The organism is Thiohalocapsa sp. (assembly GCF_022340605.1).
Classification (GTDB): domain Bacteria; phylum Pseudomonadota; class Gammaproteobacteria; order Chromatiales; family Chromatiaceae; genus Thiohalocapsa.
In genome coordinates this window covers 23,770-37,709 of record NZ_JAJDNQ010000038.1, presented here as the reverse complement: position 1 = coordinate 37,709, position 13,940 = coordinate 23,770, and the positions used below count along the sequence as shown (strand labels likewise).

The window sequence follows — 13,940 nt, the reverse complement described above, 5'->3', positions numbered from 1 at the left end:
CCGCCATCAGGGGGCAAGCAGGTACTGCATCAGCAGCAGCGTGCGCTGCACCAGGCTGATGCGCGAGACGGCCTCGTCGGAGGTGTAGAGATCGCCCGCCACCGGCCCCAGGCCGCAGACCACGGGCACGGGCTCCGGCACCAGACCGGCCACCGATGGCCATAGCGAGGAATCGGTCTCCAGCGGGATCTCCCACTCACCGGCGATCTCCTTCAGCCGCGCGATGGCCGGCGCGTTGACCTTGCGCTCCGGCATCGGCGGGCGGTCCGACACCAGCACCAGGTCCCAGTGCACGCCGCCGCCGCGCAGGATGGCGCGCATGGCCCCATCCAGCGCCTGCGCCTGCGCCTGGTCCGGGTAGGAGACCTGCAGGCCGATGCGCACCCGATGCGGCAGGCGCATCGGGAAGGCATCGGTGGCGATGTCCGAGACCGACACGGCGACGCGCGTCTTGCGGTCCGTCAGCGCCGTCAGCTCGTCGAGCTTGCGGTACAGCACCCGCATGACCTCGGCGCTGCGTCCGGCCTGGCCGAGCCGCAGCGCCCTGCCCTCCACCCGCAGCCGGTAACGGCGCTGGCCCCGGCGCGAGGTGATGATGCGGTCGCCGGTGTTGCCGGGGTTCAGCACCAGCACCCGGCCCGCTTCGGCACAGACGCGCCGCAGCACGTCCGCGCTCTCCTCGCAATCACGGCCCTCGTCGGCATAGATGGCAACGCCGAGCGGCGTGCGGTTCAGCTTCCGCACGTGCTTCAGCGCCCGCAGCGCCATCTCCAGCATGGCCAGCGAGCCACGCGAGGAGCCCACGCCCTCGCCGTACAGCCATTCCGGGTCGCGGTGAAAGTGCTCCATGCCGAGCTGCGGGTTCACCGGCACGTCCAGGTGGCCCACCAGCAGGGTGCCGCCGGCGAGCCCGGCCGGGCTCTCCCAAGTCCAGATGTCGCGCTCGTCGGTGAATTCGCGCACCGGGCGCAGGCCGATGTCTGCCATCTGCTCCGCGAGGCGCTGCGCCGCCAGGCGAATGCCGACGGGGTCGTCGGAGCGGCTGCCGATGCCGGTCCACTCCTCCAGCACCTTCTCCAGCCGGTCGCGGCGCTCGGTGAGAAAGGCGAACGCGGCGTGCTTCGGCTCCGAACGCCGCCGGCTCAGCTCCGGCGGATTCGGCGTGCCGAAATAGCGCGAGGCGGCCACCTCCACGAGGCGCACCACCAGGGCATCGAAGTCGAGCCCGATCGCCTCGGCGGCGGCCACATAGGAGCCGTGCTCGCCCAGGCTCGGCAGGCTGTTGATCTCCAGCACATAGAGGTTGCCGGCGGCGTCCACGCGCATGTCCACGCGGGCGCAGTCATAGCAGCCGAGCACGTGGAACGCCTGCATGGCCACCGCCTTGGCCCTTTCCGCCAGTGCCGCGTCGATGTCCGCCGGGCACTGCACCCGGACTTCACGGCCGGAGGTGTGCTTCTTGTCCTCCATGGTGTAGATGTTCGGCCCACCCTCGCCGAAAATCAGCTGCGCCGGCGGAAACGCCTCCAGGTTGGCGCCATTGCCGAGCAGTCCGACATTGATCTCGCGGCCCTCGATGAAGCGCTCCGCGAGCACGGGCTGATCGAACTGCTCGAAGATCACGTCCGCCGCCGCGCGCAGCTCGGCCTCGTCCTGGACGATGCGAATGCCGAAGGACACGGCCTCGTTCTTGGGCTTGACGATGAGCGGGAAGGCCAGGTCGGGCGTCTCGAAACCGGGCGCATCCAGCACCGCGAACTCCGGCGTCGGCACCCCGCGCTGCGCGAACAGCATCTTGGCGACGACCTTGTCGAGCGCCAGGGAGTGCGCCAGCGGCCCGGAGCCCACGTAGGGCACGCCCACCATCTCCAGAATGCCCGGCACATGGGTGTAGCGCGCCTGCCCCTGGATGCCATAGGAGAGATTGAAGGCCATGCCCGGGCGCTCGCCCTTCAGCGCCCGCGGCATGAACTCCTCCAGGTTGTCGATGAGGTCCTTGTCGCCCTCCAGCGCGATGGCCTGGTGGCCGCCCTTCTTGAGCGCGTTGACGATGCGGTTGATGGCCTTGATGCCGTACTTCTCCCGGTTCGGCTGGCCGAACAGGTTGATGACCTTCTGCGACTCTCTGTTGTAGATGACGGCGACCTTCATGGGGCCTCTCGCTGATGGGCAGGGCCTCCGCACACGGGAGGCGTTGCTACGGCGGTGGAGCATACAACGGTGGGCCGCCGCGGGAGGATGTTCAACATCGATTGTGAGCGGACTTGACCAGCTCACATGCCAAACAGTACGTTCGCATGCGCATCACATGCAATGGGATCAGCCAAATGCCCACCAACATCCAGTTGCGCAACGTTCCCGACGAGTTGCATCGCACGCTGAAGGCGCGCGCTGCTTTGGCCGGCATGTCCTTGTCGGACTACCTGATCGAATACGTGCGCCGCCTGGCCGAGCGGCCTACACCGGACGAGATGCGTGAGCGCTTGAGCCGGCGCGAGCCGGTGCACGTCAGCGAGCCGGCCGCCGCGGTGCTGCGGCGCGAGCGCGATGGCGCCGAGCCCGATCGCTAAGCGGCGCCGATCATGGTAGTGGTGGACGCCTCGGTGATCCTGGATTTACTGCTGCAGGGGGACGATGCCGCGGCACTCACAGCGCGTCTGCTCGACCCGGCGCGGATCTTGGCCGCCCCGCAGCTGCTGGACGTGGAGGTGGCGCAAACGCTGCGCCGTTACGTGCGCACCACGGACATGACACCCGCGCGCGGCCGCGCGGCGCTGGAAGACCTGGCCGACCTGCCTATCGAGCGCTACCCGCACACCCTGCTGCTGCCGCGCATCTGGGACTACCGCGACAACCTCACTGCCTACGACGCCACCTACCTCGCCCTGGCGGACGCGCTGGATTGCCCCGTCTGGACGCGGGACGAGCGCTTTGCGGGCGCGCCGCCGGCGTCGGGGCGGGTGCAATTGATCTAGTGCATCCATGCGGCAGTATCGAAACCACTCTCAACAGCCGCACACCCCCGTGGGAGCGGCGTCCCCGCCGCGAACATCCGCGCACCCGCACCTCGCGCCGAAGACGGCGCTCCCACAGGCCGGCCGCCGCCGGCTTGATGGCGGCGGCCTCACCACGCGCGCCAACGAGGCGCTAGACTCCCGAGTGATTCCCGGCAAGGCCCGACGCATCCATGTCCTCCGCACGCAAGAAGCTGTCCATCGGCATCCAGACCTTCCGCAAGATCCGCGAGGGCGGGTACTACTACGTCGACAAAACCGGACTGGTACAACGGCTACAACTGGACCGGCGAGTCGGTCTACAACCCCTGCGACGTGCTGCTGCTGTTCCAGAAGCGCCAGTTCCGCCCCTGGTGGTTCGAAACGGCGGCGCTGCGCTTCAACGGCCAGGTCTGTCTGTTCGAATTCAAGGTGGTCGAGCTGGCCCCCGAAGGGCGCGCGCTGCAACAGCTCAAGGAGAAAGACTACGCCGCCCGCTACCGCGGCGAGGACCGGCCGATTCACCTGATCGGCGTCGAGTTCAGCCGCGAGCAGCGCACGGTGGTGGGATTCGAGGTGGAATCGGAGGCTTGATGCCGCCCAGCTGGGATGGCGGATGCGCTTCGAGACGGTGAAAGTATTGCTCGCGACGCCGAAAATGAGCGGAGCGTACCGAATACTTCCGCAGTCTCGCAGCGGTTCCACCACCGACCGACGACAGAAAAATCAGGCCGCACTAGTTGCCGCTGCTGCCCGCAACTGGCTCTTCGGCGAGCTGGGTCGCCGGCGCTGGCTCTGTCCGCGGCTCGGGCATTGCCTCACCGGCCAGCAGGCGGGCCGCCGTGCCTGGCGCGAGGCCAAGTTCCTCCTCCACCATGGTGTTCCAGGCCTCGCGCTTGAAGGTCTGCTCGCTCGGCACCTTGCGGTGCACAAGATTCATGTGGCAATCGATGCAGGTCTTGCCCGCGGTCTCTTCCTGGTGGATGGCGGCGGTGTTCGCGCGGGTGCCCTGGATCGCTTCCAGCGTGTGGCAGCGCTTGCAGGTGGCGGAGTCGCGTCGGCGGAACCACTCGCGGGCGTTGAACGCGGCCTTGGGCAGATGCAGCAGGTTCACCGCCGGATCATCGTAATCGGCGCCGAAGAGCTGCTTGACGAGGTCTTTGGTGCCGACGGCGTGGTCGTAAGTGGCCATGATGATGCCCTCGGAGACGTGGCAGTCGCCGCAGGTGGCGCGCACACCGGAGGCGGAGTTGTAGTGGGCGGACTGCCGATACGCCGTGTCGGCATAGGTCATGGAATGACAGGTGGTGCAGAAGGCATTGGAGCTGGTGTAGCGGTCGAATTCCAGCAAAAAGAACATGAACACCACGCCGCCGACGCCGCCCGCCACCAACGCGAACAGCACATGGCGGGTGATGAAGACCGGCGGCTCCAGCCTGATCATTCGCCGCCCTCCTCCGCGATGGATTCGCCGGGTGACGATGTGGCAGCGGCGGCATCGGTGCCAGGCGCATTGGGCACCGACGGCGCGAGCTCCGGCGCTGGCGGTATCCAGCCCAGGATCGGGTTGCCCTGCTGCGTCTCGGCACGCCAGGCATGGTCGGCGGCGTCATCGATGTGCACGTCCACTAGCGCGGCCGCTTGCGCGCCGGCCGCGGCGCGCGCCTGCGGCAGGAATTGGCTGTAGAAGTTGCGCCCCACCAGGTACATACCGTCCCACCAGGCATGATTCGGGCTCGCCATGGCGGCGCCGTGGCGGGCGCGGGCGCCCTCGTCGTGCCACAGCTCCCAGTAGCTGAATTCCACCGGCTCGTCGAAGGGCAATGGCGTCAGCTTCCCGGCGTCGTAGAGGCCCGCCATGATGGCCGCCGCCGGTGCGCCGAACTTGCGGTTGTAGAGCTCCACCACGTCGTCGAACTGGTTCATGAAGCCCTGGATCATGGTCTTGGAGTGACACTCCAGGCAAACCGTGGACATCACCAGCCGCCGGCGCTCCGGCGTCGCGACCACCTTGACCTTGGCGGTGCTCCCGTCGGCCTTGGCGAGCTCGGTGCCGCGCTTGGGCGGCTTGGCGTCGGCGGGCAGTTCCAGCTTCGCGCCGTCGTCCAGCACCACCAGGTACTGGCGCTCGGAGATGGGCGTGTTCAGGCTCCAGGCGTTGCGCAGGCCAACGTCATGCGTGGCCGGCACCTTGCCGGCCGCGCCCATGTGGCAGGTGACGCAGGTGGGCGCGGCGGTGTAGTCCTTGCCCGCCACCCAGGTGTCGGCACCCAGGTTCATGGCGTCACGCTGCGCGGCGTAGAGCATGCCGTGCTTGGACGCCTCGAAGACCTCCTTGTCCGGGGAGTCCGGCCCCGAGTGGCAGCGCACACAGGCGTCGGGCTCGCGCGCCTGGGCCTTGGAGAAGGCGTGGCGGCCGTGGCAGGACGAGCAGCTCCCCTTGGAGCCGTCCGGGTTGATGCGGCCGATGCCGGAGTTGGGCCAAGTGGCCGGGTCCAGGGTGCCGTCGCCGCGAACCCTCACCTGCGAGCCGTGGCACTGATCGCAGCCGGCGGCCTGCATCTCCGGGCCGGTGAGCTGATGCGCCAACGCCGGAACGCGCGCCTCGATGATGGCGTAGGCCTCTGCGTGCACGGAGCCCTCCTGCTCCCGGTACTCCTGCCCGTGGCAGCGCCCGCAGTCCTTCGGCGAGACGATGGTGGCGATCACCTGCCCCTCGTGCTCGATGGCATCCACGTCAGCGGCGTCCGCCTGGTGGCAGTCCATGCAGTTGACGCCGGCCGCGGCGTGCGCGCTCTCGTGCCATTGGCGGGCGATGCCCGGCGAGGCCTTCTCGTGGCAGCTCACGCAGTCTGCGCCCGCGGGGTGCCCCCACTCGCCCGGGTCCAGCTTGACCTTGGCCGCCGCGGCTGGCCCAGCGGCCGTTAGGGCCATCGCGAGCGAGAGCACGCAGGTCGGCAACACCCGCCGGTGCTGCCGGCGCCGAGGCGGCCGCGCGCGCGACCCGTGTCTGGTTGGATTCATCGCATGCACTGCCTGTTGCTTACGGTCGACTTGGCCGATCACCCGCGGTGCGCATCAGCGTTTTCTTATTTAATTAATTGAGCAATTAAAGCGCAGGCAACGCAATCGGATCATTGCACTCTGCGCCGCGGTTGCGGATTACAGCAAGAACCTCCATGGCCGGCAATGAACAACATTGACGGTGCGCATGTGATGCTCCGGTCAATCTGGAAACAATGGCGCCGCCTTCAGCCGTGTCAAAACAAGCAAATGGAGGAGATCGTGAAACTGCTCGCCAAACCCATCGTCGGCCTCGCGGCCATCGCCCTCGGCTGTCTCACCGGTGTCAGCCCCAGCATCGCCGCGCAGGCCGATGCGTCCATCCACCACGTGTCCTCGGAGGTTTGCGCCAACTGCCATCAGGAGATCTACAAGCAGTGGCAGGGCTCGATGCATTCCAGCAGCACAGCACTCGCGGACCCCATCCACGCCACCTTCTACAAGAAGGTCGCGGGTGACCCCACCGCGGAAGGCGTCAAGCACCAGGCCTCCGGCAAATACCCGGTCTGCCTGCAGTGTCACGCCCCCAACGCCGCCAAGGACGAGACCACGAAGCTCGACGCCATGGCCGCCTACAGCGAGGGCGTCAACTGCGTCGCCTGCCACACGCTGAAGGCGTACAAGGGCATCAAGGGTGACGACGGCAAGCTGCGCCTGGGCCTCAAGGCCTACGAGGTCGCCGATACCATCCAGGCGCCGGCGGGCATCAACAATGGGCTGGCACAGCTTGCCTCCGCCAGCGACGACTTGTTCGGCGGCGTCGGCGTCGGCGGCGAGGAGTCGCAGAAGCCAAACCCGCACCTGGGCGAGCCGGTGGAGTACGAAGGTAAGGAGATCCCGGCCCTGCCGATGGAGGGCAACCCGCGGTTGATGAAGACCTCGGACGCCTGCATGGGCTGCCACGACCAGCGCGACAATCCGCACGGCGTGCCCCTGTGCCAGACCGGCAACGAGTACATCGACAGCAAGACCAACGTGAACTGCCTGTCCTGCCACATGCCCGTCAACGGCGGCCTTGCCGATCACAGCATGGGCGGCGGTCACGACCATGCCATGCTGAAGCGCTCCGTGGTGTTCGACGTCGATACCGTCCCGGACGGCGACGTGCTCAAGACCAGCGTCTACATCAAGAACCAGCAGCCGCACGCCATGCCCACGGGGGCACCCTTCCGCAACATCTACGTCAAGCTCACCGCCTACGACGCGAACGGCGAGCCGGTCTGGCAGAACGCCGACGGCCATCCCGCCAAGGAAGACCCGCAGGCGTACCTGAGCTACGCGCTGGAGGATGACCAGGGCATGCCCGCACCGCCACCTACGGCCACCAAAGCCGGTGCCGACACGCGCCTCAAGCCCCACGAGGCGCGTACGCTGGAATACGAGATCCCGGCGCAGGGCGTCGCGCTGGTGCGCGGGGAGTTGTACTACAACCTGCTGTGGCCGGGCCTGGTGCAGAAGTTCAGCCATCTGCCCGACGACGTAAAAGAGCCCGCGCTCATCGCCGTGTCGGAGCAGCCGGTCAGCGCCGCCGACTAGTGCCCGGAGCGTCGGCCGGAGTATCGGCCTCCAAGGCGACACCGTCACGGTTCAACGCCGAGATCAGGTTAGCAATCGCGTAACCCGACGCCCATCGTCGGGTTACGCTGCGCTAACCCGGCCTCCCATAACGGCTGCTCCGGGCGCGCCGGCGTGGGAGCGCCACTGCCTTTTGTGGCGCGACGACGGCTGGGAGGTTGCCTGCCGCTTGGCGGTTGCTAGGGGCGTGGTGTACCGCTCTGCCGCCGGTCGCGGCACCGAGCGTGCCGCTCCCACAAGAGCTGCTACGCCTTCACCAGCAGTCGTCCACGTTCGTGCCGCCGCTCACGCTCCGCCGGCCCGCCTGGTCCAGCGTCAAGGTTCCGCAACGGGCGTCGAGCTCAGCCTGACGGTCGATGGGGACTGCCTGCACCCTGAACGCATCCGCCGCAGGATCGACTGCGAAGCCAAGGCTGTAGCGGCGCGCCAGGTCCTCGTCCAGCATCACCCAGGCCGGATCGCCGCCGATGGCGCAGGAGTTCGGCGGTGGGTCGGTACCCGCGTAGCTCATGGCCGCGGTGAAGCGCCGCTCCATGCCCTGGGCAATCTCCTCCAGGCAGGCAATGGCCTGGGTGCGCCAGCCGCGCGCCAGGTAGTCCTGATAGGATGGATAGGCCACCGCCGTCAGGATGGCGACGATGGCTATCACGACGAGCAACTCGATGAGGGTGACGCCGGTTGCCGTTGTCGGCCCGGGCCTGCCGGGGTGTCGCCACGGGGATGCGGCGCCCACGGCAGCCGATGCAGGTCTGTTGCGCATCATCTCAGCTGTCGCCACGACTGCCGTCCGGCGCCGAGGTCGGCGCGGTTGTCCACGTCGAGCAACAGTCCGCTGGAGAGGCTGGAGTACTTGACGTCCTTGTAGCCGATGGTGATGAAGGCCGGCGCCTTGGCGATGGCCGGGATGAAGATGCCCGAGACGGCCATGGTGACCTCGTCGGTTGCGGTCGGGTCGGTTTCCGACGGCACGCGCAGGGTGACGAAATCGCCAAGGTCGAAGTGCTCGTCATCGTCCAGGTCGAACGTCGAATAGGCCAGCCGGGCACCGCTGATGTAGTCCAGCTCCATCAGCCAGCTGTTGCCGCCGGACGAGCACTGGTCGTTGTTGGGGATCAAGGTGGTGAACACGATGCGGTCGGTGCGCATGATGGGTGAGTCGATGACGCGCTCGCCCTCGCGCGCGCCGGCGAAGCTGAGGTCGATGAACCAGCCGTCCTGGGTGTTCCAGTCGATGGGCTCGTTGCTGGTGACCCGCACGTCGTCGCGGATGTCTTTGTCACCGGACGCGCCCTGGTAGAGGATCTCCTGCTCCACCAGCGCGGTGGCCCGGGGACCCACGGGCACGCCGTGATCCCAGATGCCGTAGAAGCTCTCGATTTGGGTGCTCATATCGACGACGTTGTCATCTTCCGAGAAGAACTTGCCGGTGCCGAACAGCACCAGCAACCCACCCCGTGGGTGCCGCGCCACCGCCGGGCGGTGCGTGATGGGCTGCGCCTGCCCCGCCTGATCCGTGGCCGTGAACAGTGGCGCGCCGGCGTAGGCAATCCCCCAGTCGTCGCTGCTGGCGCCGGTGAAGTCGAACTTCCACACATTGCCCTGAAGGTCACCGGCGTAGACGTAATCGGTGATGCGATCGTAGTCCACGTCCACGGGCGTCGGGCTGGCGAGGCCGTTGGGGTGGACGCCGTCACCGACACCGGTGTCGATGCGCTTGAGGATGGCGCCACTGCTCAGATCCACGACGATGAGCTGCGCTCGACCCGAGGCGCTGTTGTAGCCGTTGCCCACCAGCACGACCCAGCGGTCGTCCGCCGCGACCCGGGCGATGGTGGCCTGGCCGAGCGTGAAGCCCAGCTCGTCGTCGGTCAGCTCCCAGAGCACCTGCGCCGGACCGAAGCTGTCGGGGTCGGTCACGTCCAGCGCGAACACCGCCCGCGCCCCGGCGCCCGTGGTGCCCACCAGCACCGTGCGCCACGCCCTGTCGCCGTCGGCCAGCCGGATATAGGCGTCCACGGCGCGCGGCGAGCCGTCCACGTAGTAGCGATGGTGGTAGTCGGGATCGGTGAGCTCGGCGATGTGCTCGAAGGCCGCTTGCGGCACGTAGCTGAACACCTCCTCGCCGCTCGTGGCATCGAAGCCGTGCAGCATGCCGTCGTTGGCGCCCACGTAGAGCACCGCACGGCGCCCCGGCTCGTCGTCGCCTTGCGGCAGCAGGCTCGCGCGGAACTCGTCGTAACTCGACTCCGGCCCGGTGAGGGAAAGCGACTCGAAGCCGTACTCCTTGCTGTCCACCAGGAAGGGGTCGGAGTGCACGATGTCGCCGAGGAGACGCTTGCGGGTGCGCAGCAGACCGCTTCGCTCCTCGCTCTGATCGCCACGCAGCCAATCGAGCCGCTGGCGCGCGAGCCGTGTGTCGACATCGTGCAGCTCATCGAGGTCCGCACAGCTGCCGTCGGCCGGATCATGGATGCCGAGCAGGCCGAGCACCGCCGGGACGTCCATCCCCAGCAAGCCACCACACTGTGCGAGCGACAGATCGTCCCAGTTGCTCGTGGTCAGCTCGATGCCAGCCGTGCCGTTGAAGCTGTACACGCGCCGGTCGGACGGGCTCGCAAACTCGTCGGGGTCGTTGGTTTCCCATCGCAGCCCACCCAGGGAGCCGTCCGCATTCACCTCCACGGCGCGCACCTCGCCACTCCAGTCATCCGGATCGAAGCGTGCCTGGTAGACCAGGGTGTCGTCACGCAGTAGCGTGGAGTTGGTGGCGGCCGCCGAGGCGGAGGACACCAGGCCGAGAATCTCGTAGAAGGCGTTGTCGAGCTGCTTTTCCAGGTTGGTGGCATTGGTGACGAGGAAGTAGTTGGTGGAGGTCTCGCCCTCGGCGAGGTCTTCGGCATTGGCGGTGCCGTACTTGGCCGCGTACCACAACGGGCTCTCCAGCAGCGTGGCGCCCGTGGCCACGCCGCTCGGCGTGAAGGTGCGGGTCGCCGTCAGCGGCAGCGCATCGGCACAGGCGGACGGGCCGAGGTAGGTGCAGGCCCCTGGGGCGAGGCCTGCCGGCGTGTCCAGGAAGTAGGCGACATCCGAGCTGGCGGCGGTGTCCTCATCGCGCACCTCCAGGTAGACCCCGTCGGCCGTGGTGCCGGAGATGACGTAGCCCAGGTGTTGCTCGATGCTGCCCGCGGCGTACTCCGACAACAGGCTCACGGTGAGGGTGTTCTCGGCGTTGGCACGCAGTTCATAGACCACGATGGCGTCCATGTCGTGGTCGGCGCCCTGCTCCACGTCCTCAAAGTTGATGCGGAACTTCACATAGGGCCGGCCGTCGTTGACCTCCGGGTCCGCATCCGAGCCATCCGGGTCCGTGTTGGCGAAGGTGTCGACAAAAAAGTCGACAATGGTATTGGTGGGCTGGAATTGGCCACGGGTGTGGTCGATGGCATAGCCACCGCCGTCCACGGACTTCGCAAACGGCACCACGGTGACGGTCGTACCGCCCACCGGGATCTCGATCTTCGGCAGCGGCGAGGCGAGGGCCACGACGACGGTGTTGAGATTCTGCTTGCCCTGCAAGTCCGCGCGCAGGTCGTTCTCGTAAGCGAACTTGGCGACGGATGCCGAATAGTAACCGCCTTCCTTGGTGGGCTCCTCCGGCGCCAGTCCGCGAATGTTGCCGAGACCCGAAACGCTCTTTTCGCTGGGCGCGCCGTCATAGTCGTCGCCCACCTGGCCGATGAAGTGCTGGCGCGTCACGGTACCGTGCTCGGCGGCCCAGATCGCATTCGCCTGGGCGGTGCAGTCGAGCCCGCTCAGGTCGCCGCTGAAGCTGCTGAAGGCGCTGCCGGGAACGGCGTCTGTGTCGTAGGACGGATAGATATCGCTGATGACCAGCAGCGCACCGGCAGAGCACCAGGCGGTGGAGGAATCGGCCTCGTCCAGCGGGTCGTTCCAGTCCGGCAGCGGCAGCTTCATGGTGTCTTTGTCGATGTAGTCCCGCAGCGTGATCTTCTCCATGCCCTTCTTGTCTGGTGGACGGAACTCGGACGTCGGTTCCCGCTTGCCGGCGAAGTAACGCACCCCCTCGTACATCATTTCGCCGATGGGGTTGCCCCAGTCCGGGAACTGGCTCCAGCTCTCGGACATGGGCGCCGAGGTGAGCCAGCCGCCGTTGTACTCGTAGTTGCGGTCCTGGTTGAAATCGATGATCCGCATCAGGTCGATGGTGCGAATGATGCCCACCGTGTTGGACCAGGCGCCGGTGTCCAGGTCGATCTCGTCGGTGATGCTGCCCATGTTCTTGCGCACCACCCCGCCCTGCATGTTGTACGGATAGGTGTAGGAGCCGGAGATGAGACCGAACAGCATCTGGTCATCCTCGCCGTGCTTCTGCAAGAGGCCGGTGGGCTTGTAGTTGCCGGACGGATAGATGCGGCAGTTGGACTCCAGCCCCACCGCCGGGTCGCAGACCTCCACGCGCGCGAAGTAGTCCGTCATCTCGGACGGTGGCCGGTAGCGCCACCAGCGCAGATAGTACTGGTCGCCGCCACCCCACTCCTGGTGCCTGAAGCGCAGGTCGTGGGTGCCGGGCAGTAGAAAGACCTCGCCGGTGTGGTCATCGCAGCGGCACGAAGTGTCGCTGCACTGGGCATGCCCGCCATACCAGGCGGCGACGACATCGCCGTCGATGGCGACGTCCACCGCGTCGTCCCCGTCCACGGTGAAGGTGTAGTAACCGGCGTTTTCCACCGTGATGGAGCCGGTGAACAAGGTCAGATAGTAGTCGTTGGTGCAGCGATTGACGCCGGCGAACGGGTTGCCGGAACCGTCCACCTCCGACACCGGGCGCGAGCCACAAAAATTGGACCCGGTTGCATTCCAGGCCACCAGCACGTCGAAGTCCCGCTCGTCCAGGGGATAGCTGCCACCCGTTTCCCAGCCGGTGCGGGTAATGCGATAGGTCTCCTGGGTGAGATTCAGGTCCGGCACGATCTCGCAACTCGTCGATCCGGAGTCCTCGCAACTGCGCCGGCCGCTCGTGTCCTCGCACTCGCTGCCGGCGACGGGCCGCTCGATGGCCACCCATTCCCAAATGTGATAGGTGGAATGCGTCAGCACCCGCAGCCGCGGCTCCATCTCACCGGTCTTGAGCAACGTGGTGTTCGCGAACAGGTGCCGCGTGCCCGGCGCCGGCAGGTCCAGCGGCGCATAGTCGCGGATGTCGTAGCCGTCCTGGGCAATGCCCTGGTACTCCTTGCCCCAGCTATGGGCGTCCTGGGGAATGTAGCTGCGCTCGAGCACCACGAGGTCGTCGTCGTCGATCAGCCGCGAGCCGCCGTAGAGCACCTTGCGCAGGGCGTCGATGCGCGAGGTGGTGAGATAGTTCAGAAAGTCCCCGCTCCAGTAGCCGCTGCAGGTCTTGTCCGCGCTGCGGGACACCGGCTGGAAGCGTCCCCTGCGGCTGCTGTAGCGATAGCACTTGTGCGAATCGAAATAGCCGAAATAGTCGATTTCGCCGGGCTTGTAGGTGGTGTCCAGCACGCCGTCGCCGTTCAGGTCCGAGGCGTCGTTGTAGGCCTCGTAGTAAAGCCGGTGATCGCGTCCGAGCACGAGCATGTTGAGTGGCGCGGCCGAGCCGCCCAGATACAGGGGCTCGCGGGCGATATTGACGGCCGCCTCGGCAGCGGTGCCGGGCAGCAGGGCCGCCAGCGTCGCCACCAGCGCCGCCAGCACAGGTGTCGTTCTTGTCTGTCCAGGTCCACACATGACGTGGCCCTCCGCGCTCATGGTCGAAACGTGGACTGCAGCAACACCACCGCGTCCGTGGTGCCGCCCACGGCGCGCACCGTAATGCGGTAGAGCCCCGCGCTCGAAAGCGCCTCGTCGGCGGCGAGGCTGCCGTAGTTGCCGGCGCGCAGATGCTCGATGCGGTACTCGGGGGACGCGGCAATGCCCCAGGCATCCGTGTCCACCGTATGCACGACGGCGGGCGGACAGTCGGTGCGCACCCCCTCCCAGCAGTCGTTCCAGTAGTCGGGGTCGCCCGGGTCCGCCACCGAGGCGGCGCTGCTGCCAGCGTCGACGACGAGCGCCGCCTCCGCTGCCCGCAACGCCGATTCGGCGCTCTGGAAGGCCAGGTTCCGATCGCGCAGATTGCTCGCCATGCGCTCCTGCATGCCCGTATTGCGCACGCCGGCGAGGCTCAGCAGCGTGATGACCACCAGCAGAATCAGTCCCACCGCCAGCGCCACGCCCTGCTGACGCGGGCCGCGGCCGGGCGCGTTGATGTGGCGAGGTGTCATCGGCATG

9 protein-coding genes and 2 pseudogenes are annotated in these 13,940 nt (G+C 67.3%); 5 read left to right on the top strand and 6 right to left on the bottom strand.

The window, feature by feature from the left end:
- Window positions 1-6: 6 nt before the first annotated feature.
- Window positions 7-2,151, bottom strand: coding sequence for an ATP-grasp domain-containing protein (locus tag LJE69_RS04825; protein ID WP_296922042.1), 2,145 nt, complete (start codon window positions 2,149-2,151; stop codon window positions 7-9).
- A 176-nt stretch (window positions 2,152-2,327) separates the two neighbouring features.
- On the opposite strand from LJE69_RS04825, the gene LJE69_RS04820 reads away from it, so the two are divergent.
- The 4 genes and pseudogenes from LJE69_RS04820 to LJE69_RS04810 form a co-directional block, all read left to right on the top strand.
- On the top strand, window positions 2,328-2,570 hold the full coding sequence (locus tag LJE69_RS04820; RefSeq protein ID WP_296922040.1) for a hypothetical protein: 243 nt from the start codon (window positions 2,328-2,330) through the stop codon (window positions 2,568-2,570).
- A 12-nt stretch (window positions 2,571-2,582) separates the two neighbouring features.
- Window positions 2,583-2,975: a type II toxin-antitoxin system VapC family toxin gene (locus tag LJE69_RS04815; RefSeq protein WP_296922038.1), complete on the top strand. Its 393-nt coding sequence runs from the start codon at window positions 2,583-2,585 to the stop codon at window positions 2,973-2,975.
- Between the two features lie 212 nt (window positions 2,976-3,187).
- Window positions 3,188-3,262, top strand: a pseudogene (locus tag LJE69_RS20945) (hypothetical protein); the annotation flags it as partial.
- A gap of 16 nt (window positions 3,263-3,278) precedes the next feature.
- Window positions 3,279-3,587: pseudogene (locus LJE69_RS04810) on the top strand (PD-(D/E)XK nuclease domain-containing protein); the annotation flags it as partial.
- Window positions 3,588-3,729: 142 nt separating this feature from the next.
- Here the strand turns inward: LJE69_RS04810 and LJE69_RS04805 are convergent.
- Together LJE69_RS04805 and LJE69_RS04800 are read right to left on the bottom strand one after the other, a co-directional pair.
- Window positions 3,730-4,437: a NapC/NirT family cytochrome c gene (locus LJE69_RS04805; RefSeq protein WP_296922036.1), complete on the bottom strand. Its 708-nt coding sequence runs from the start codon at window positions 4,435-4,437 to the stop codon at window positions 3,730-3,732.
- Window positions 4,434-5,957: a multiheme c-type cytochrome gene (locus LJE69_RS04800; protein WP_296922034.1), complete on the bottom strand. Its 1,524-nt coding sequence runs from the start codon at window positions 5,955-5,957 to the stop codon at window positions 4,434-4,436. Before LJE69_RS04800 ends, LJE69_RS04805 begins: the two co-directional genes overlap by 4 nt.
- 321 nt (window positions 5,958-6,278) lie before the next feature.
- On the opposite strand from LJE69_RS04800, the gene LJE69_RS04795 reads away from it, so the two are divergent.
- Entirely contained in the window at window positions 6,279-7,592 is a 1,314-nt protein-coding gene (locus LJE69_RS04795) for a cytochrome c family protein (RefSeq protein ID WP_296922032.1), read from the top strand.
- A 292-nt stretch (window positions 7,593-7,884) separates the two neighbouring features.
- On the opposite strand, the gene LJE69_RS04790 is transcribed toward LJE69_RS04795, so the two are convergent.
- The 3 genes from LJE69_RS04790 to LJE69_RS04780 are packed head-to-tail and all read right to left on the bottom strand — an operon-like array spanning window position 7,885 to window position 13,939.
- A complete protein-coding gene (locus tag LJE69_RS04790; protein ID WP_296922031.1) occupies window positions 7,885-8,364 on the bottom strand; it encodes a type IV pilin protein in 480 nt (159 codons plus the stop codon).
- A 26-nt stretch (window positions 8,365-8,390) separates the two neighbouring features.
- Entirely contained in the window at window positions 8,391-13,397 is a 5,007-nt protein-coding gene (locus LJE69_RS04785; RefSeq protein WP_296922029.1) for a PilC/PilY family type IV pilus protein, read from the bottom strand.
- Between the two features lie 17 nt (window positions 13,398-13,414).
- Window positions 13,415-13,939, bottom strand: a complete 525-nt coding sequence (locus LJE69_RS04780; RefSeq protein ID WP_296922027.1) for a PilX N-terminal domain-containing pilus assembly protein — start codon at window positions 13,937-13,939, stop codon at window positions 13,415-13,417.
- Window position 13,940 lies beyond the last annotated feature (1 nt).

Bases quoted from the DNA above. Each gene is read 5' to 3' on its own strand.
- LJE69_RS04825 (WP_296922042.1), bottom strand. From the start codon at position 2,151: ATGAAGGTCGCCGTCATCTACAACAGAGAGTCGCAGAAGGTCATCAAC.
- LJE69_RS04780 (WP_296922027.1), bottom strand. From the start codon at position 13,939: ATGCCGATGACACCTCGCCACATCAACGCGCCCGGCCGCGGCCCGCGT.
- LJE69_RS04805 (WP_296922036.1), bottom strand. From the start codon at position 4,437: ATGATCAGGCTGGAGCCGCCGGTCTTCATCACCCGCCATGTGCTGTTC.
- LJE69_RS04815 (WP_296922038.1), top strand. From the start codon at position 2,583: ATGGTAGTGGTGGACGCCTCGGTGATCCTGGATTTACTGCTGCAGGGG.
- LJE69_RS04785 (WP_296922029.1), bottom strand. From the start codon at position 13,397: ATGTGTGGACCTGGACAGACAAGAACGACACCTGTGCTGGCGGCGCTG.
- LJE69_RS04820 (WP_296922040.1), top strand. From the start codon at position 2,328: ATGCCCACCAACATCCAGTTGCGCAACGTTCCCGACGAGTTGCATCGC.